Origin of the sequence: Deferribacter desulfuricans SSM1, from assembly GCF_000010985.1 — a bacterium.
GTDB classification, from domain to species: Bacteria; Chrysiogenota; Deferribacteres; order Deferribacterales; family Deferribacteraceae; genus Deferribacter; species Deferribacter desulfuricans.
In genome coordinates, this window is the sequence record NC_013939.1 from 924,483 (window position 1) to 941,849 (window position 17,367).

The following is a 17,367-nucleotide window of genomic DNA, read 5'->3' on the forward strand; positions in this document are numbered from 1 at the left end:
AAATGGCAAAGGCTGAGAGAATAGAAATCAATACAAAATGGTGTAAAGGTTGTGAAATTTGCGTTGAGCTTTGTCCTACTGGATGCTTAGAAATGAGAGATTTTAAAGTTGCAGTTAAAGATTTGGACAAGTGTATAGCTTGTATGCAATGTGAATTAAGATGTCCTGATTTTGCAATCGTTGTATATAAGAAAGAAGAATAACTTAGGAGGCTTTAAAAGTGGCTAAAAATGTTCAATTTATGATGGGTAATCATGCTGTAGCTGAAGGTGCTTTATATGCTGGTTGCCGTTTTTATGGTGGATACCCAATTACACCTTCAACAGAGATAGCTGAAAGGATGGCTGAAAGATTGCCACAAGTAGGTGGTAGATTTATACAAATGGAAGATGAAATCGCTGCTATGGCATCAGTAATTGGTGCATCACTTGCTGGTGCTAAAGCTTTAACTGCTACAAGTGGTCCTGGTTTTTCACTAAAGCAAGAAAACTTAGGTTTTGCAAGTTTATGTGAAATACCAGTTGTTATTGTAGATGTTATGAGAGGTGGTCCTTCTACTGGTATGCCTACAGGTCCTAGCCAGTCTGACATTATGCAAGCTAAATGGGGAACACATGGTGATCATCCAATTATAGCTGTTACACCAGCTTCTGTTCAAGAACAGTTTAATGAAACAGTTAGAGCTTTTAATTTGGCAGAAAAATATAGATGTCCAGTTGTGGTATTGACTGACGCTATTATTGGCCAAATGATGGAATCTCTTGTGATTCCTGAGCCAGGTGAATTGGAAGTAATAGATAGAATTAAAGATCCAGGTGTTCCACCTGAAGAGTATTTACCATATGATATGGAAAAAGATATTAATCCAATGCCACCTTTTGGTGCTGGATACAGATGGCATGTAACTGGTTTACATCATGATGAAACAGGATTCCCTACAAATGACCCTGTTCTTCATACAAAAAATACTGTTAGAATTATTGAGAAAATTAATAAAAATTATGATGATATTGTAAAAGTTGAAGAATTTTATACTGATGATGCTGATATACTTGTTTTTGCAATTGGTGTTAATGCAAGATCAGCTAAGGCAGCTGTTTTAGAAGCAAGAGAAAAAGGTATAAAAGCTGGTTTGCTTAGACCACTTACTATTTGGCCTTTCCCTGATAAGCACTTAGATAAAATTATTTCTGCTAACAATATTAAAGGGATTGTTGTTCCAGAAATGAACCTTGGTCAGATGACTCTTGAGGTTGAAAGAGTTGCTAAAGGTCGTTGCGAAGTAGAGGGCTTGTATAGTTTAATGCTTGATCCAATATTGCCTTCTGAGATCTTAGAGAAAATTAGGAGGTTTGCTTAAATGGCTTACGATTACAGTAGATACTTAAGAAATGAAAAACTTCCTCATATATGGTGTCCTGGCTGTACTTATGGTATAGTTTTAAAGTCTTTTATCAGGGCAATTGATGGTTTAGGCTGGGATAAAAATGATATAGTTGTAGCATCTGGTATTGGATGCTGTAGTAGGTTACCAGGTTACGTAGATTTTAACACATTACATACCACTCATGGTAGGTCTATTGCTTTTGCAACAGGTGTTAAAATCGCTAATCCTGATTTGAAAGTTATTGCACTTGGTGGCGATGGTGACATGACTGCTATCGGTGGTAACCATTTTATCCATGCTTGCCGTAGAAATATTGATATTACTGTTTTGGTATTTAACAACAATATTTATGGTATGACAGGTGCTCAGTATTCTCCTACAACTCCTAAGGGTGCTTGGGCCACAACAGCTCCTTATGGAATGCCAGAAAACAATTTTGATGTGGTTAATCTTGCAATTGGAGCTGGTGCTACTTTTGTTGCAAGGACAACAGCTTATCATACAACTCATTGTGAAAAAATGATTAAAGAAGCTTTACAACATAAGGGTTTGAGTGTAGTAGAAATAATTAATGCTTGTCCAACTGGTTTTGGTAGAAAGAACAAGTTTAAAACTCCTACTTCTATGCTTTTGTGGATGAAAGACAAAGCTGTTCAAAAGGCAAAAGCTGATAGAATGAGTTCAGAAGAGTTGGCTGATAAATTTGTAATTGGTGTGTTACACAAAGAGGAAAAACCTGAATTTATAGAATCATATGATTCTACTGTTGGATTAAAAAAAGGAGAGTAACAATGGCAAGGATAGATGTTAGATTAAGCGGATCTGGTGGACAGGGTATGATTACTTCTGGTGCAATCCTTGGGATTGCAGCAGTTTACGATGGTAAAAATGCTGTGCAAACAAAGTCTTATGGTCCAGAGGCAAGAGGTGGTGCAGCAAGATCTGAAGTAGTTATAAGTGATGAGGAAATCACTTATGTAAAAGTTATTGATGCAGATATATTAGTTGCATTGACACAAGAAGCTGCTGATAAGTTTTCAGATGCAGTAAAGGATGGAGGAATTGTTATCGTTGATAGTTTGATGGTAAAGAATCCACCAAGTGGTAATTTTAAACTTTACTCATTACCTATCATTAAAACTGCTGCTGAGAAAGTAGGTAAATCTCTTGTTGCCAACATTGTTACATTAGGCGTTTTAAATGAAATTGCTAAAATAGTATCTTTTGAATCACTAGAAAAAGCAGTATTGAGTAAGGTACCTAAAGGTACTGAAGAACTAAACAAAAATGCTCTTGCAGCTGGTAGAGAGATTGCAAAAGAAGTTTTATAAATAGGATAGGGAGTTTTCTCCCTATCTTTCTTTATTTTATTAAGGGGACACATATGGATATAAAAAACACAAAAGAATATAAAAAATGTGTGTTTTTAGCCTCAAAAAGAGCGATGCTTGAAAACGAACTTTTATTAAGAGAGTTTGTAAAAGATTTTGTACCATTACATTATGACTTAGAAACAATAAATGAGTTTAATATTTTTTTAGAAAAAATTTTTGATAATGATTTGTTTGATATTATTTTTGGTATTAAACCTTATAGTTTCTATTCTGACAAATATCCTGAAAGGTTTTTAAAAGATATTCAGGAGTTTGCTTTTGAGAAAAATAGAATTTCTGAGATACGCAACAAAGGTAAAAACCAATAATTGATTATCTATTCTTGATTGATTCATAAGTAAATAGTATTACTGCTAACCATATTATCAGAAAACTTAAAAAATACATTAGAGAAAAACTTTCTTTATAGTAAAAAAGTCCAATTAAGAACATAAGTGTTGGGCCTATATACTGTAACATTCCAACAGTAGATAAGGGTAATTCTCTAATGCTATAAACATAAAGTAGCAGAGGGGTAGCTGTAACGACTCCACTAAATAATAATAAAAATGAAATTGTTGGTGAAATTGTGATGAGATTTGAACCATAAGTGAAGATATATGTTGCAAAAGGGATTGATAATAGGAAAGATTCAACAGTAAGACCATCAATTGAAGAAAGATTAGATTTTTTTCTAAACACTGAATACATGCTAAAAGAGAATGCTAAGCCAATTGCAATAAATGGAATTATTTTGAGAGATACAATAATATTTACAACCGATAATGTAGCTAATATAATTGATATTTTTTGAATGTTGGAAAATTGTTCTTTAAATATGAGTCCTCCTAAGAAAACGCTAACAAGAGGGGTGAGATAATACCCAAGACTGCATTCTATGATATGATTATTGACAACTCCCCACACATAAATCAACCAATTTGATGCTAAAAATATGGAACTTATGACATGTTTTTTTAAAGTAATTGTATTAAACAATTTTATTAATGTGTTTCTATTTGTGAAAAATTGATAAACTACTAAAAGAATGAATGTCATAACTATTCTATAAGCTAACACTTCAAGAGCGTTAATCTCTTTTAATGCTTTCCAATAGAAAGGTAAAAATCCCCAAATAAGAAAAGCTGCAACAGCGGCTAAAAAAGGTCTCAGTAAGTTCATTGCTGAATAATATTTAATTATTTGTTAAAGTCAAGAAAATAATACACTTGACTAATTATGTATATAGATGTATATACAAATTGCAGGTATTTTCAATAATGTAGGGAGGATGTTATGAAGAGAATTTTAGTTATGTTGTTATCTTTAGTAGTTATTTTTTCAGGTACTCTCTTTGCAAAGACTTTGAAAATAGGTTTTAATGTACCTTTGACTGGGTTTGCTGCTGCTGATGGTGAATCAGCATTAAATGGAGCCAAGCTTGCAGTAAAACAGGTTAATGAGGCTGGTGGTGTCCGTGGTTATAAGTTAGATTTAGTTGTTTATGATGATCAAGCTTCACCAAAAGAAGCTGTGCCCATAGCAATAAAATTAATTACAAAGGATAAAGTAATTGCAGGAGTTTCAGGTAGTTATTCTGGTGCTACTAGAGCGGCTGCATCAGTATTTCAGTCTCATAAGATACCATATATATCAGCATATGCAATTCATCCAGGGATAACAAGAGCTGGTGATTATGTATTTAGAACATCATTTTTAGGTGAAGTTGAGGGAAGAGCTGGTGCAAAGCTTATAGGGGATATTTTGAAAAAGAAAAGAGTCGTAATTATTACTTTAAAAAATGATTTTGGTAAATCTTTATCTAAAGGGTTTAGAAGTGTTGCAGCAAAATATGGGATTGAGATCATAAACGAATATGAATACAGTATAAAAGATAGACAGTTTGGGTCTATTGTAGCAAAAGTTAAAGCTGATAATCCTGATGCTATTTATGCTTCTGGATATTATTTTACAGCTGGACCTCTTGTAGCTCAATTAAGAACCGCAGGAATTAATGTTCCAATCATTGGTCAAGAAGGGTATGACTCTGAAAAATTTATCGAGATTGCAGGGAAATATGCAGAAGGTGTAATAATTACAACTTCATTAGATAGAGATTCAAAAGAACCAGAAACTCGTAGTTTTATTGATGAATACATTAAAATGACAGGTAAAAAGCCAGATATGGTGGCTGCTTCAACTCATACAGCAATTAAGGTAATTGCTTATGCTATAGAACATGCTAACTCTTTGACACCAAAAGACTTAAGGGATGCTATTGCTAATGCTAAAGTAAAAGCTAGTACTGGGACAATTTCATTTAATAAATTGGGTGAAGTATTTAAAGATGTCCAAGTACAGATAGTTAAAAATGGGGAGTGGCATCATTTTGCTGTTATTAGTGATCCAGAAATACTTACTCCACCTTCAGAGTAAAAAGGCGGTTTTACCGCCTTTTTTTGTATAGGGTAACTTATGTTATTTATTGATTTGATATTACAAGGATTAATTCAAGGTAGTATATATGCTTTAATAGCCGTTGGGCTGACATTAGTTTATGGTTTGCTTAGAATACTTCATGTTGCTCATGCTGGATTATTTACACTTGGAGCATATTTAGGCGTCTTATTAATGAATCAAACAAACAGCTTAATACTATCGTTTACTATTTCAATGTTTTTAGTTGGTCTTTTGGGAGTTGCTATCTATATTTTTTGTTATAAACCAATGCTGGAAAAACCTCCTTATGTGGCATTAATTGCTTCGATAGGGTTGTTTATCTCAATGGAAGAGATTTATCGTATGGTTTTTGGTGCAATGGGTGTTTCTTATAAAAATCCACCATTTCAAGATGTGATAAATTTATCTTCTTTGCATCTTAAGTCTGCAGAAATAGTTACAATGCTTGTTGCATTAGTTTTAATCAGTGCGTTGTCTATTTTTACAACAAAAACAAGGGTTGGAATAAGTTGGAGAGCTACGGTTACTCAACCTCAAATTGCTGAATCTTTTGGGATAAATGTTGAGAAAGTTAGGTATGGGAACTTTTTTATAGGTTCAATGTTAGCTGGAGCTGGTGGTGTAATGGTAGGTATTTTAAACAATCTGGTTGAACCTACTATGGGGGGTGTGCCAAGTTATAAGGCATTAGCAATAATTGTCTTAGGTGGTTTAGGAAATGTAAAGGGAACATTAATTGCATCTGTTTTATTAGGTGTCGTTGAGTCTTTTGGGACAATATATCTAGGTAGTTTATTAGATAGGGATGCGATAGCTTTTGCGTTTTTAATTATTGTTTTAATGATCAAACCACAGGGGCTTTTTGGGAGTAAAAGGTAATGGAATATTTTTATAGTTTACTAATATTGGTTGGAATTAGTGTTATTCTTTCTCTCAGTTTAAATTTGATTTCAGGCTATTGTGGTCAAATTAGTTTGGGGCATGCTGCTTTTTACGGTACGGGTGCTTACGCTGCAGCAATGATAGCACAATTAGGTATCAATATACCTATCTCTATTATTTTTGGAGCCATTGTAGCTGGAGTATTTGGTTTTATTGTTGGTTTTTCTTCTCTAAGAGTTAAAGATGATTTTTTAGCTATAACTACAATGGGTGTAAATTTTTTATTTATTGGATTTGTTAGGCAACAAGAGTGGTTAGGTGGTGAAATGGGTATTTATTCGATACCTGCTACAGGGCTAACAAAGATGCAATATTCTTTAGTAGTAACTATAGTTGCCATTTTCGTCATTATGTTTTCTATAACAATAAAAAATAGATGGATGGGTTTTGCATTTGAAGCAATAGCTGATGATGAAGATGCGGCTGAAACAGTAGCTATAAATACATCAAAATATAAATTAACAGCATTTATTTTAGGCACCATGTTAGCTGGTTTAGCTGGTGGGCTTTATGCTTTCGATATTAGATATATAGGTCCTGATAGTTTTGGTTTTACTGAGTCAATAAGTATTTTGTCTATGGTTGTTGTCGGTGGTATAGGTTCTGTCTGGGGAGTAGTAACAGCATCTATTATTTTATCGTTATTGCCACAGTGGTTACAGTTTATCTCAGATTATAAATTATTGCTATATGGTGGGTTGTTATTTTTGATGATGAGGTTTAGCCCAAAAGGGATAGCTGGAATATTTGAGTATGTTAAAACGAGGACATTAAAAATATGAACACTATTATAAGAGTTGAAAAATTAAATGTCAAATTTGGTGGTGTGCAAGCTGTTAAAGATTTAAGTTTTGAGCTTTATAAAGGCGAGCTTTTAGGACTTATAGGACCAAATGGTGCAGGTAAAACTACGGCATTAAAAGCTATTTCAGGTATTATTAAACCTGTTTCTGGAAGTGTCATTTTAGATGGTAAAAATATTTCAAGGTTTTCTGTTAACAGAAGAATTAGAGAAGGATTGGGTATTTCTCATCAGATTGTAAAACCTTTTAGAAGTTTATTAGTAAAAGAGAATATAGCAATAGCTTTAGGTAAAGATAAAACAAAGTCGGCAATAAAATCTCTGTTTTATAAAAGGTTTTCAGAAGAATACGAAAAATCATTGGATTATTTAAAAAAGGTTAATATAGAGCAAGTAGCTGATAACTTCCCATCAAACTTGCCGTTAGGATTCTTAAAAAGGTTAGAAGTAGTGAGAGCTTTAGCACTAAATCCAAAAGTTTTGTTACTTGATGAGCCTTTAGCAGGCTTAAGTCAATCAGAAGCATCTAAAATGGCAAATATAATAAAGAGAATTAACAATGATGGAGTTTCAATAATTTTAGTGGAGCATAATCTATCTGAAGTTATTAGAATTTGTGACAGACTAGTAGTTTTGGATGCTGGAGCAAAGATTGCTGATGGTAAACCGATGGATGTTATGAAAGATAAAAAGGTGATTTCGGCGTATATAGGTGATGATGATGTTATTGAAGCTTGACAATTTGTCAGTTGGTTATGGTGAGTTTATAGCTGTAGAAAATTTGGATTTGTCAGTAAGTAAAGGTAAGATATTAGCATTGATTGGACCTAATGGTGCGGGCAAAACTTCAACAATTATGGCAATAGCTGGTCATGCTGAAGTTAAATCAGGCAGAGTTTTATATGAGGATCAGGATATTACACATATCCCTCCATATGAGAGAGTTAAATTAGGGATTGCTTTAGCTCCGGAGGGGAGAAAACTTTTTTTTGATCTAACTGTTTATGAAAATTTGGTTATAGGAAATTATATCTTTCCTAAGAATAAAGAGAAAGAAAAAATGGAATTTGTTTTTGAGTTATTTCCCCGCTTGAAAGAGAGGATAAATCAAATAGCTGGCACTCTATCAGGTGGGGAACAGCAGATGTTGTCTATTGGAAGAGCTTTGATGGCAGAACCTAAATTTTTAATGATAGATGAAGTTTCTTTGGGTTTGATGCCAAAGGCAGTATCTATATGCTATGAAGCGATAAAAAAATTAAAGAATCTTGGAGTTACTATATTGATAGTAGAACAAAATACAACAAAAGCTTTGCAAGTCGCAGATCATGTAGTTGTTTTAGAGTCTGGCAGAAAGGTTTGGGAAGGAAGCAGAGAGGATGCAATGACAGATAGTTCTTTAATAGAGGCTTATTTAGGTCTGAAGAAAGGTGAATTATGAATGATGTGATAGCACCAAGCTATGTTCAGATAAAGAAATTTATACTTAATAAAATTCATTCAAATGAGTGGAAGCCAGGTTTTAAGATACCCTCTGAAAATGACCTTGCAAAAATGTTTAATGTAAGCAGGATGACAGTTAATAGGGCTGTTAGAGAGTTGACATCTGAGAATATTTTAAAAAGGGTTCAGGGGAAAGGGACTTATGTAGCTTATGAAAGTAATGTGGCTGAGATGCTTGAAATCAGAGGTGTGATTGATGAAATCGAAAAAATGGGAAAAAAGCATAGCTTAGAAGTTATAGAAGTAGAGATAACTATTGCTAAAGGTGAAATAATGAAGTTGGTGGGTCTTGATTGTGGTGATAAAGTTTATAAATCGGTGTTTTTGCATTTTGCAGATAATGAACCATTTCAGATAGAGATACGATATGTAAATCCAAAAATTGTTCCAGATTATCTAAATGTGGATTTTACTAAAGAGACAGCTCACCAGTACTTAATGAGAACCACTGCTTTAACTGAAGCTGAGCATATTGTTGAAGCGATTATGCCAGATAGGATGGTTTGTGAATTGCTTAAAATTAGCAAAAACACACCATGTTTGCAGTTGTCAAGAAGGACATGGCTTGGAAATGATGTTGTTACCTATGTAAAATTTATAGCTCCAGGTGATAAGTATAAAATAGGAACACGTTTTAAATATGCTAAAGATGGTTCTACAAAAAGGGAATCCATATATTAAATAATCAAGAGAGGGGTATTAATGAAAACATTTTTATTAGGGAAAGATAGGTTAAGTGCTAAAAAAGTTTTAGATATTTTGAATAAAGAATTAAAACCTATTTTAGATGAAGAAACATATCAAAAAGTTAATCACTCTTATCAAGAAACACAAAAAGTGGCAAAGGGTGAAAAACCTGTTTATGGTATAAATACTGGCTTTGGGCCACTTTGTTCTACAAAGATTTCTGCGGATGACACAATAAAGCTTCAATATAATCTTTTAAAAAGTCATAGCGCTGGAGTTGGTGATTTTCTTGATGATAACATAGTAAAAACAATGATAATCATTAAAGCTCATGCTTTATCTTTTGGTTATTCGGGAGTGCAACCTAAAACAATTGAGCGAATGCTCTGGTTTTTAGAAAATGATATTATACCACTTGTGCCTGAGCAGGGTTCAGTGGGTGCATCTGGTGATCTTGCACCACTTGCGCACCTTTTTTTGCCTCTGATAGGTTATGGTTATGTGAAGTACAAAGGTGAGATTTTTGAAACTGGAGAGTTGTTGCAAAAACTTGGTATCGGCCCTATCGAACTTGGAGCAAAAGAAGGGTTGGCATTGATAAATGGCACTCAGTTTATGTCATCTTTTGGAGTTTTATCACTGGTAAGAATGAAAAATATCCTTGAAAATGCCGATATTATTGGAGCTATGACTCTCGAAGCATTGATGGGATCTCTTAGACCGTTTGATGAAAGGTTACATAGACTAAGAGAGTATAAAGGTGCTTTGTATGTGGCGCACAAATTTAGAACTCTTTTGGAAGGATCAGAAATATTAAAATCGCATGAAAATTGTGAAAGAGTTCAAGATCCATATTCATTAAGATGTATCCCTCAGGTTCATGGAGCTACATGGAATACATTTTTGCATTTTAAAGAGATTGTTCATACTGAAATTAATTCTGTCACTGATAATCCAATAATATTTTCTAGTGAAGATATCATAAGCGGTGGTAATTTTCATGGACAACCGATTGCTTTACCTTTAGATTATGCTGCTTTTTCAATGAGTGAAATAGGCAATATTTCAGATAGGCGGACATATCTTCTTTTAGAAGGGAATGTGGGACTACCTAAGCTTTTGATGAAAAATACAGGTATAAATTCTGGTTTTATGATACCACAATACACTTCTGCTGCTTTGGCAAGTGAAAATAAATCTCTTTGTTTTCCTGCAAGTGCAGACAGCATCCCAACCTCATTAGGACAGGAAGATCATGTGAGTATGGGTTCTATAAGCGCAAGGAAGCTTTACAAAATTTTAGATAATTTAGAAAAAATATTAGCAGTTGAACTTGTTTGTGCTGCTCAGGCATTTGATTTTAGAAGGCCTTTAAAGTCTGGGATAGTTTTAGAAGAGTGCCATAAAGTAGTAAGAGAATATATTGATCATGCAGATGAGGATAGAATTTTTGCAAACGATCTTAAAAAGGGTGTGGAAATTATACAGAGCGGCAAAATGGTAAAAGCTGCTGAGGAGATAGCAAAGTCAAAAAATATAAATTTATATGGAGGTTATTATGAACTTTTCGGAATTCATTAAAAAATATGCCAATCATCCAGAGTATAAAGCCCCTAGGGGAAATGTGCTCCATGCAAGATCTTGGCAGACTGAAGCTCCTTTAAGGATGCTCCTTAATAACCTTGATAGAGAAGTTGCAGAAGATCCAGCAAATTTAATCGTTTATGGTGGCACAGGTCAGGCAGCAAGAAATCCTGAGGCTTTGAAAAAGATTGTAGAGATTCTTTTGACTATGGACAATGAGCATAGTCTTCTTGTTCAATCAGGTAAGCCTGTTGGAATTGTGAGGACTCATGAGGAAGCTCCAAGGGTTTTAATAGCAAACAGCAATCTTGTGCCAAAATGGGCAGATTGGGAGTATTTTAACCAGTTAAAAGAAAGAGGGCTTATTATGTATGGGCAGATGACAGCTGGTAGTTGGATTTACATCGGTTCTCAGGGGATATTGCAGGGTACTTATGAAACTTTTGTTGCCTGTGGTAAAAAGTATTTTAACGGTGATTTGAGTGGTAAGCTTCTTGTGACTGGTGGATTGGGCGGTATGGGTGGTGCTCAACCATTGGCTGCAACTTTGGCTGGTGCAACTTTCTTAGGAGTTGATGTGGATCCCGAAAGAATCAAAAAAAGATTGGATACTAAATATTTAGATATAATGACTAACTCTTACGAAGAGGCTATAAATATTGTACTTAAAGCTAAAGAGGAGAAAAAAGCTATATCTGTTGGACTGGTAGGGAATGCTGCTGATGTTTTAGAAAAATTACTTGCAGATGGCATTATACCAGACATTGTTACAGATCAAACTTCTGCACATGATCCAGTAAATGGGTATGTCCCATCAGGTCTTTCGTTAGAAGAGGCTTTTGAATTGAGGAAAAAGGATCCGAAAAAATATAGAGATTTGGCAATAAAAACAATTGCAAGGCATGTAAGGGCAATGCTTGAGATGCAAAAAAGGGGAAGTGTAGTTTTTGATTATGGAAATAATATAAGAGAGTTTGCAAAAGAGGGTGGTGTGGAAAATGCCTTTGATTTCAATGGATTTGTTCCTGAATTTATAAGGCCATTATTTTGCGAAGGTAAGGGGCCTTTTAGATGGGCTGCACTTTCTGGAGATCCTGAGGATATTTATGAAACTGATAGAGCTTTAATGGAGGCATTTCCTGAAAATAAACATATGATTCACTGGTTACAGGAAGCAGAAAAGAAGGTGGCTTTTCAGGGGTTACCAAGTAGAATATGTTGGTTAGGACTTGGTGAGCGTGAAAAAGCTGGATTGATATTTAATGAGCTTGTAAAAAGTGGAAGAGTAAAGGCTCCAATTGTGATTGGTAGAGATCATTTAGATTGTGGCTCAGTTGCTTCACCTAATAGAGAAACAGAAGGGATGAAAGATGGTAGTGATGCAATTTCAGACTGGCCACTACTCAATCTTATGGCTAATACAGCTGGCGGTGCCACTTGGGTTTCTTTCCACCATGGTGGTGGTGTAGGAATAGGGTATTCACAGCATGCTGGAATGGTAATTCTTGTGGATGGTACTGAAAGGGCTGAGTGTTGTATTAGAAGAGTACTTTTCAATGACCCTGCACTAGGTATTTATAGGCATGCTGATGCTGGTTATGAAGAAGCTATCGAAGTGGGCAATAAATTTGGAATTTTAGATTGGAGAAAATAAGATATTATGTGTGAGTACAAGAGTAATATTTTTAAATGGTCAGGAAGGGTAGACTCTGCAAGTGATAAGTTGGCTTTTAGATGGCATCAGGTAGTAAAGCAGATTGACTTACAAGCAGATAGCATTGACTTTGATGATTCAGTTGTTTTGCTGGGATTTTGTTCTGATGAAGGGGTAAAAAGAAATAAAGGTAGAATAGGTGCTAAAAATGCTCCTGGTGAGGTCAGAAAATATCTGGCCTCACTCCCTTGGCATTGGGATAGTTTAAAATTATATGATGCTGGAGATGTTATTGTAGATGATGATTTAGAAAGTGGACAAAAATTACTTGGTGAATTAGTTAAAATTATAAAAGATAAAAAAGGTTTTCCTGTTATTATCGGTGGAGGGCATGAAGTTGCCTATGGAACATTTTTGGGGATAAAAGATTATAACATTTCAATTGTGAATTTTGATGCGCACTTTGATAACAGGCCATATGATGATGCTCCTTCTTCGGGGACAATGTTTGCTCAGATTGCTGACGAATTGAAAGAAGAATATAAGTATTTTTGTCTTGGGGTTCAAAAATCGGGTAATACAAGGCAACTTTTTGAAAGGAATGAAAGATTTGGTGGTAGATATTTACTCTCAGATGAAGTAAAAAATAGAAATTTTACTAATGAAATAAGAAATTATTTAAAAAATGCAGATTATATTTATACAACTGTTTGTATGGATGTTTTTTCATCTGATATTTCATGTGGGGTAAGTGCGCCCACACCTTTTGGCATTTCTCCTGATGACTTTTTATTTTTTGCAGAAAAGATTTTTGAAACAGGTAAATTGACTGCATTTGATATTGCAGAAATTAATCCAGAATATGATATTGATGGAAGGACTGCAAGACTAGGGGCTAACATTATTTTTTATGTAATAGATGCTATTTCGAGGTGGGGTTACAGATGAGAAAAGTAATTAAAAATATAAAACAACTTGTGACACCAGTTAATAAAAAATATGCAGTAAAAGATGATGCAAAAAAACTTGATATTTACGAAAATGTGAACTTGATAATTGAGAATGGTATAATTGTTGATATTACTACGAAAGAGGCAGAAGCTAATGAGGTTATAGACGCTACAGGTAAAGTGGTTTTGCCAGCTTTTGTGGATCCACATACCCATATCCCATTTATTGGTTCACGAGAGGATGAATTTAACAAAAGAATTATGGGTAAAACATATATGGAAATTGCAGCTGAGGGTGGAGGTATAAATTCTACAGTTAGGTCTGTTAGAAATGCCACCTTTGATGAGCTTTATGAGGCTGCTAAGAAAGACTTGGAGTTGATGATAAGTTTTGGTGTGGCTACTGTTGAAATGAAAAGTGGTTATGGACTTGACTTAGAAAATGAAATTAAACAGTTAAAAGTGATAAGAAAATTGCAAGAAGAATACCATGTAGATATTAAATCTACTTTTTTGGGAGCGCATGAAATCCCTTTAGAATATAGAGGGAAAAAGGAAGAATATATAGATCTTGTGATAAATAAGATGTTACCTACAGTAAAAGAGAAAGGTTTAGCAGAATATGTAGATATCTTTTGTGAAAAAGGTGTTTTTGAGATTGATGATACAAAAAAAATTTTGACTGCTGCTAAAGATTTAGGGTTTAAAGTTAAAATCCATGCTGATGAAATTTATCCACTTGGTGGATCTGAGCTATGTGCAGAATTTGAAGCTGTTAGTGGAGAACATCTTGTAAAGATAAAGGATGAGCATATAGAAAAAATGATAGATGCTGGCTGTGTGTTCAACCTGCTTCCAGCTACTACCTTTTTCTTGATGTCAAAAGAATATGCACCTGCAAGAAAGATTCTTGATAGAGGTGGAATTGTAGCTTTATCCACAGACTTAAATCCAGGTAGCTCATATACGCATTCTATACAGATGGTAATGGTTATAGCGTGCCTTAATATGGGTATGACAATGGAAGAGGTTATTAATGCCGTTACTATTAATGGCGCACACTCTTTAGAATTATCTGATAAAACAGGATCTATCCATAGAGGAAAACAAGCTGATCTTGTTATTTTAGATGCGCCAGATTACAGATATCTTGTTTATAATTTTGGTGTAAACCGAATTGAAAAAGTAATCAAAAAAGGTGAAATAATTTTTCAAAAATAGATTGATAAATATACAATTTTATAATAAAAATGATTCATGGTTCATAAAAGTAAAAAGTATTATGATTTAGTTGCTTATAAAGTTGGTAGATTTCATGATGCGATAAATACCACGGTTCATTTTTTTGTATTAGATAACATATTTATAGACTCTGCACAGCCTACAACAAAGAAGATATTTATTGAAGTTGCTAAGAAATATAAACCTGAGTATTGCTTGTTAACACATTATCATGAAGATCATGCTGGTAATACTTATGACTTAAAGAAGTTGTTTAATACGAAAATATTTGCACATAACTTATCAGTTAGTTACCTGGAAAATGGATATAAGATGCTCCCTTATGAGAAAATTATATGGGGTGTGCCAGAAAAATTTTCACCAGATTTTATTTATAGTGATAAGGTTGAAATAGGTAAGTACGCTTTTAATGTGATACATACACCTGGGCATTCTGTGGATTCTGTATCCTTGATTGAGACAATCAGGGGGTGGTTGTTTACTGGAGATTTGTTTATATCTGCAAAACCAAAGTATTTGAGAAGGGATGAGAATATTTATACTATTTTGGAAAGTTTGAAAAAATTGCTAAATTATGATTTTGATGTAATGTTTTGTGCTCATAGAGGTATCGTTGATGAAAAACCTAAGGAATTGATATCTAAAAAGATTGAATATATTGAAGAACTTATTGATAAAGTAAAAAAGTTATATGAGAAAGGGTACAGTGCAAAAAAAATAAGAAACAAGCTTTTAGGTTTTGAAGATATAACATCTTTTGCAACAAACTTTGATTTTAGTAAACTAAACATAGTCAAATCAGTACTTTCAAATTAAATTATAATTATTTTAATAGTTTTTAAGTAAAAAACTGTTGATTTGTCTAATAGGATTTCTACAATATTAATCAGGAGGGAATTATGAGAAAGGCTATAGTGTTAGTTAGTGGTGGTATGGATAGTTGTGTGACGGCTGCAATTGCTAAGGATATGGGGTATGAGCTTTATCTTCTGCATACAAATTATGGGCAAAGAACTGAGAATAGGGAACTAAAAGCATTTTATGATATTGCAAGTTATTATGATGCAAAAGATACTTTGGTGGTAAGTATAGACTATCTCAAAAAAATAGGTGGTTCAGCTTTAACTGATGAAAAGATTGAAGTGGAAAAAGGTAATTTAAATAGGAAAGAGATTCCAAAAACTTATGTACCTTTTAGAAATGCTAATATCCTTTCCATTGCTACAAGCTGGGCTGAGGTTATTGAGGCTGAGCGAATTTTTATAGGGGCTGTGGAAGAAGATAGTTCTGGTTATCCAGACTGTAGAAAGATATTTTATGACAAATTTAACGATTTATTGAGTGTGGCACTTGCTAAGGACATTGGATTGAAGGTGGAAACCCCTTTAATAAATATGAAGAAAAAGGATATTGTAAAAAAGGGTGTTGAGTTAAATGCACCTTTGCATTTGAGTTGGTCATGCTACAAAAGTGAAGATAAAGCTTGTGGAGAGTGTGATAGCTGTCTGTTGAGATTAAAAGGGTTTATGGAAGCAGGTGAAATAGATCCTATTCCCTACGAAAAATTCCCTGAGTTTTATGAAACTTATTTAATAAAGAGGAGGGGAGTATGAAACGAATTGCTGTATTAACAAGTGGTGGTGATTGTCCAGGTATGAATGCGGCTATAAGAAGTGTTGTGCGTACGGCATTGAGCAAAGGTATAGAAGTGTATGGTATAGAGCAAGGGTATAAGGGTTTAATAGAAGGAGAGTTTAGAAAACTTGAGAGCAAGGATGTCGCAAACATTATTCAAAAAGGTGGGACTTTTTTAAGAAGTGCCAGAAGTGAAAGATTCAAAACCGAAGAGGGGCAAAAGGAAGCTATTAAAAACCTTGAAAAACATAATATTGATGGGCTTGTGGTTATAGGCGGGGATGGTTCCCTTAGAGGTGCTACTGTACTTTGTGGTAAATATGGTGTGAATGTGATTGGGATACCTGGTTCCATTGATAATGATATATACGGCACTGATATGTCTATAGGAGTGGATACAGCGTTAAATACGATTGTTCGTTGTATTGATTCTATCAATGATACAGCAAGTTCCCATGATAGAACATTTCTTATTGAAGTAATGGGGAGGAACTGTGGTTATTTGGCTTTAATGTCAGCCATTGCTGGTGGAGCTGAAGCTGTATTGATTCCTGAAGTACCATATAATATTGAGAAAATTATTGAAAAGATTAAAAAAAGATATGAAGAAGGGAAAACGAGAAGTATTGTTATTGTAGCAGAAGGGGTAGGATCTGCTTATGATTTTGGGAAGGTTTTTGGCATGATTGGTGGTTTTGAGACAAGAATTACAGTTTTAGGTCATTTGCAACGAGGTGGTAGTCCTACTGTTTTTGATAGAACGCTTGCAACAAGGATGGGTGCATTTGCTGTTGAGACTCTCTTGGATGGGACAGGTTGCGGTAAAATGGTAGCTTTACAGAAAACTAAGATGGAGCTTGTTGATTTAAATGATGTTTTGAATAAGAAGAAAGAGCTTGACCCAAAATTATTAGAAATAGCTGAAATATTGAGCAATTAGGAGGTATGTTATGGAATGTAAAGCCGAGAAAATAGCTGAGTCCTGCCCATGTACTTGGATGAGTTGCTCTAAAAGGGGGAGATGTTGCGATTGTATAGCTTATCATAGAAGTAGAAACGAGTTACCAGCTTGTTATTTTTCTCCTGAAGCAGAAAGAACTTACGATAGAAGTTTTAAAAATTTTGCAAAAGATAAAGGGTTGATTTAA

Annotated in this window: 20 protein-coding genes; 19 read left to right on the forward strand and 1 reads right to left on the reverse strand. The window is 34.2% G+C overall.

All coding sequences use genetic code 11. From position 1 onward, the window contains the following. The first annotated feature begins 2 nt into the window (after positions 1-2). The 5 genes from DEFDS_RS04635 to DEFDS_RS04655 are packed head-to-tail and all read left to right on the forward strand — an operon-like array spanning position 3 to position 3,089. On the forward strand, positions 3-203 hold the full coding sequence (locus DEFDS_RS04635) for a 4Fe-4S binding protein (RefSeq protein WP_013007641.1): 201 nt from the start codon (positions 3-5) through the stop codon (positions 201-203). 17 nt (positions 204-220) lie between these two features. Next, positions 221-1,360, forward strand: coding sequence for a 2-oxoacid:acceptor oxidoreductase subunit alpha (locus DEFDS_RS04640; protein ID WP_013007642.1), 1,140 nt, complete (start codon positions 221-223; stop codon positions 1,358-1,360). After that, complete coding sequence (locus DEFDS_RS04645; RefSeq protein WP_013007643.1) at positions 1,361-2,176, forward strand: 2-oxoacid:ferredoxin oxidoreductase subunit beta; 816 nt, start codon at positions 1,361-1,363, stop codon at positions 2,174-2,176. 2 nt (positions 2,177-2,178) lie between these two features. Further along, positions 2,179-2,718 (forward strand): 2-oxoacid:acceptor oxidoreductase family protein, encoded by a 540-nt coding sequence (locus DEFDS_RS04650; protein WP_013007644.1) that lies wholly within the window; start codon positions 2,179-2,181, stop codon positions 2,716-2,718. Positions 2,719-2,771: 53 nt separating this feature from the next. Continuing rightward, complete coding sequence (locus DEFDS_RS04655) at positions 2,772-3,089, forward strand: succinate dehydrogenase assembly factor 2 (RefSeq protein ID WP_013007645.1); 318 nt, start codon at positions 2,772-2,774, stop codon at positions 3,087-3,089. Positions 3,090-3,093: 4 nt separating this feature from the next. On the opposite strand, the gene rarD is transcribed toward DEFDS_RS04655, so the two are convergent. Continuing rightward, positions 3,094-3,942: an EamA family transporter RarD gene (gene rarD, locus DEFDS_RS12915; RefSeq protein ID WP_013007646.1), complete on the reverse strand. Its 849-nt coding sequence runs from the start codon at positions 3,940-3,942 to the stop codon at positions 3,094-3,096. 114 nt (positions 3,943-4,056) lie between these two features. On the opposite strand from rarD, the gene DEFDS_RS04665 reads away from it, so the two are divergent. The 14 genes from DEFDS_RS04665 (at position 4,057) to DEFDS_RS04730 (ending at position 17,367) form a co-directional block, all read left to right on the forward strand. Next, a complete protein-coding gene (locus DEFDS_RS04665) occupies positions 4,057-5,196 on the forward strand; it encodes an ABC transporter substrate-binding protein (protein ID WP_013007647.1) in 1,140 nt (379 codons plus the stop codon). Between the two features lie 39 nt (positions 5,197-5,235). Further along, positions 5,236-6,099, forward strand: a complete 864-nt coding sequence (locus DEFDS_RS04670; RefSeq protein ID WP_013007648.1) for a branched-chain amino acid ABC transporter permease — start codon at positions 5,236-5,238, stop codon at positions 6,097-6,099. Then, complete coding sequence (locus DEFDS_RS04675) at positions 6,099-6,944, forward strand: branched-chain amino acid ABC transporter permease (protein ID WP_013007649.1); 846 nt, start codon at positions 6,099-6,101, stop codon at positions 6,942-6,944. Before DEFDS_RS04670 ends, DEFDS_RS04675 begins: the two co-directional genes overlap by 1 nt. Beyond that, positions 6,941-7,702 carry an ABC transporter ATP-binding protein gene (locus DEFDS_RS04680; RefSeq protein WP_013007650.1) on the forward strand — a complete coding sequence of 254 codons (762 nt, stop codon included), beginning with the start codon at positions 6,941-6,943 and terminating at the stop codon, positions 7,700-7,702. Before DEFDS_RS04675 ends, DEFDS_RS04680 begins: the two co-directional genes overlap by 4 nt. Beyond that, positions 7,686-8,405, forward strand: coding sequence for an ABC transporter ATP-binding protein (locus DEFDS_RS04685; protein WP_013007651.1), 720 nt, complete (start codon positions 7,686-7,688; stop codon positions 8,403-8,405). Before DEFDS_RS04680 ends, DEFDS_RS04685 begins: the two co-directional genes overlap by 17 nt. Continuing rightward, positions 8,402-9,148 carry a histidine utilization repressor gene (gene hutC / locus DEFDS_RS04690; RefSeq protein ID WP_013007652.1) on the forward strand — a complete coding sequence of 249 codons (747 nt, stop codon included), beginning with the start codon at positions 8,402-8,404 and terminating at the stop codon, positions 9,146-9,148. The genes DEFDS_RS04685 and hutC overlap by 4 nt, the downstream gene beginning before the upstream one ends. Positions 9,149-9,169: 21 nt before the next feature. Continuing rightward, complete coding sequence (hutH, locus tag DEFDS_RS04695; RefSeq protein WP_013007653.1) at positions 9,170-10,735, forward strand: histidine ammonia-lyase; 1,566 nt, start codon at positions 9,170-9,172, stop codon at positions 10,733-10,735. Beyond that, positions 10,713-12,392 carry a urocanate hydratase gene (gene hutU, locus DEFDS_RS04700; protein WP_013007654.1) on the forward strand — a complete coding sequence of 560 codons (1,680 nt, stop codon included), beginning with the start codon at positions 10,713-10,715 and terminating at the stop codon, positions 12,390-12,392. The genes hutH and hutU overlap by 23 nt, the downstream gene beginning before the upstream one ends. A 6-nt stretch (positions 12,393-12,398) precedes the next feature. Continuing rightward, a complete protein-coding gene (hutG, locus tag DEFDS_RS04705) occupies positions 12,399-13,340 on the forward strand; it encodes a formimidoylglutamase (RefSeq protein ID WP_013007655.1) in 942 nt (313 codons plus the stop codon). Continuing rightward, positions 13,337-14,563 (forward strand): imidazolonepropionase, encoded by a 1,227-nt coding sequence (gene hutI, locus DEFDS_RS04710; RefSeq protein WP_041223622.1) that lies wholly within the window; start codon positions 13,337-13,339, stop codon positions 14,561-14,563. The genes hutG and hutI overlap by 4 nt, the downstream gene beginning before the upstream one ends. Positions 14,564-14,599: 36 nt before the next feature. Beyond that, positions 14,600-15,400, forward strand: coding sequence for an MBL fold metallo-hydrolase (locus DEFDS_RS12590; RefSeq protein WP_013007657.1), 801 nt, complete (start codon positions 14,600-14,602; stop codon positions 15,398-15,400). Between the two features lie 83 nt (positions 15,401-15,483). Then, entirely contained in the window at positions 15,484-16,197 is a 714-nt protein-coding gene (queC, locus tag DEFDS_RS04720; protein ID WP_013007658.1) for a 7-cyano-7-deazaguanine synthase QueC, read from the forward strand. After that, a complete protein-coding gene (gene pfkA / locus DEFDS_RS04725) occupies positions 16,194-17,159 on the forward strand; it encodes a 6-phosphofructokinase (RefSeq protein WP_013007659.1) in 966 nt (321 codons plus the stop codon). The genes queC and pfkA overlap by 4 nt, the downstream gene beginning before the upstream one ends. Positions 17,160-17,169: 10 nt before the next feature. After that, on the forward strand, positions 17,170-17,367 hold the full coding sequence (locus DEFDS_RS04730; RefSeq protein ID WP_013007660.1) for a DUF6485 family protein: 198 nt from the start codon (positions 17,170-17,172) through the stop codon (positions 17,365-17,367).

Bases quoted from the DNA above. Each gene is read 5' to 3' on its own strand.
- DEFDS_RS04635 (WP_013007641.1), top strand. From the start codon at position 3: ATGGCAAAGGCTGAGAGAATAGAAATCAATACAAAATGGTGTAAAGGT.
- DEFDS_RS04645 (WP_013007643.1), top strand. From the start codon at position 1,361: ATGGCTTACGATTACAGTAGATACTTAAGAAATGAAAAACTTCCTCAT.
- DEFDS_RS04650 (WP_013007644.1), top strand. From the start codon at position 2,179: ATGGCAAGGATAGATGTTAGATTAAGCGGATCTGGTGGACAGGGTATG.
- DEFDS_RS04655 (WP_013007645.1), top strand. From the start codon at position 2,772: ATGGATATAAAAAACACAAAAGAATATAAAAAATGTGTGTTTTTAGCC.
- rarD (WP_013007646.1), bottom strand. From the start codon at position 3,942: ATGAACTTACTGAGACCTTTTTTAGCCGCTGTTGCAGCTTTTCTTATT.
- DEFDS_RS04665 (WP_013007647.1), top strand. From the start codon at position 4,057: ATGAAGAGAATTTTAGTTATGTTGTTATCTTTAGTAGTTATTTTTTCA.
- DEFDS_RS04670 (WP_013007648.1), top strand. From the start codon at position 5,236: ATGTTATTTATTGATTTGATATTACAAGGATTAATTCAAGGTAGTATA.
- DEFDS_RS04675 (WP_013007649.1), top strand. From the start codon at position 6,099: ATGGAATATTTTTATAGTTTACTAATATTGGTTGGAATTAGTGTTATT.
- DEFDS_RS04680 (WP_013007650.1), top strand. From the start codon at position 6,941: ATGAACACTATTATAAGAGTTGAAAAATTAAATGTCAAATTTGGTGGT.
- DEFDS_RS04685 (WP_013007651.1), top strand. From the start codon at position 7,686: ATGTTATTGAAGCTTGACAATTTGTCAGTTGGTTATGGTGAGTTTATA.
- hutC (WP_013007652.1), top strand. From the start codon at position 8,402: ATGAATGATGTGATAGCACCAAGCTATGTTCAGATAAAGAAATTTATA.
- hutH (WP_013007653.1), top strand. From the start codon at position 9,170: ATGAAAACATTTTTATTAGGGAAAGATAGGTTAAGTGCTAAAAAAGTT.
- hutU (WP_013007654.1), top strand. From the start codon at position 10,713: ATGAACTTTTCGGAATTCATTAAAAAATATGCCAATCATCCAGAGTAT.
- hutG (WP_013007655.1), top strand. From the start codon at position 12,399: ATGTGTGAGTACAAGAGTAATATTTTTAAATGGTCAGGAAGGGTAGAC.
- hutI (WP_041223622.1), top strand. From the start codon at position 13,337: ATGAGAAAAGTAATTAAAAATATAAAACAACTTGTGACACCAGTTAAT.
- DEFDS_RS12590 (WP_013007657.1), top strand. From the start codon at position 14,600: ATGGTTCATAAAAGTAAAAAGTATTATGATTTAGTTGCTTATAAAGTT.
- queC (WP_013007658.1), top strand. From the start codon at position 15,484: ATGAGAAAGGCTATAGTGTTAGTTAGTGGTGGTATGGATAGTTGTGTG.
- pfkA (WP_013007659.1), top strand. From the start codon at position 16,194: ATGAAACGAATTGCTGTATTAACAAGTGGTGGTGATTGTCCAGGTATG.
- DEFDS_RS04730 (WP_013007660.1), top strand. From the start codon at position 17,170: ATGGAATGTAAAGCCGAGAAAATAGCTGAGTCCTGCCCATGTACTTGG.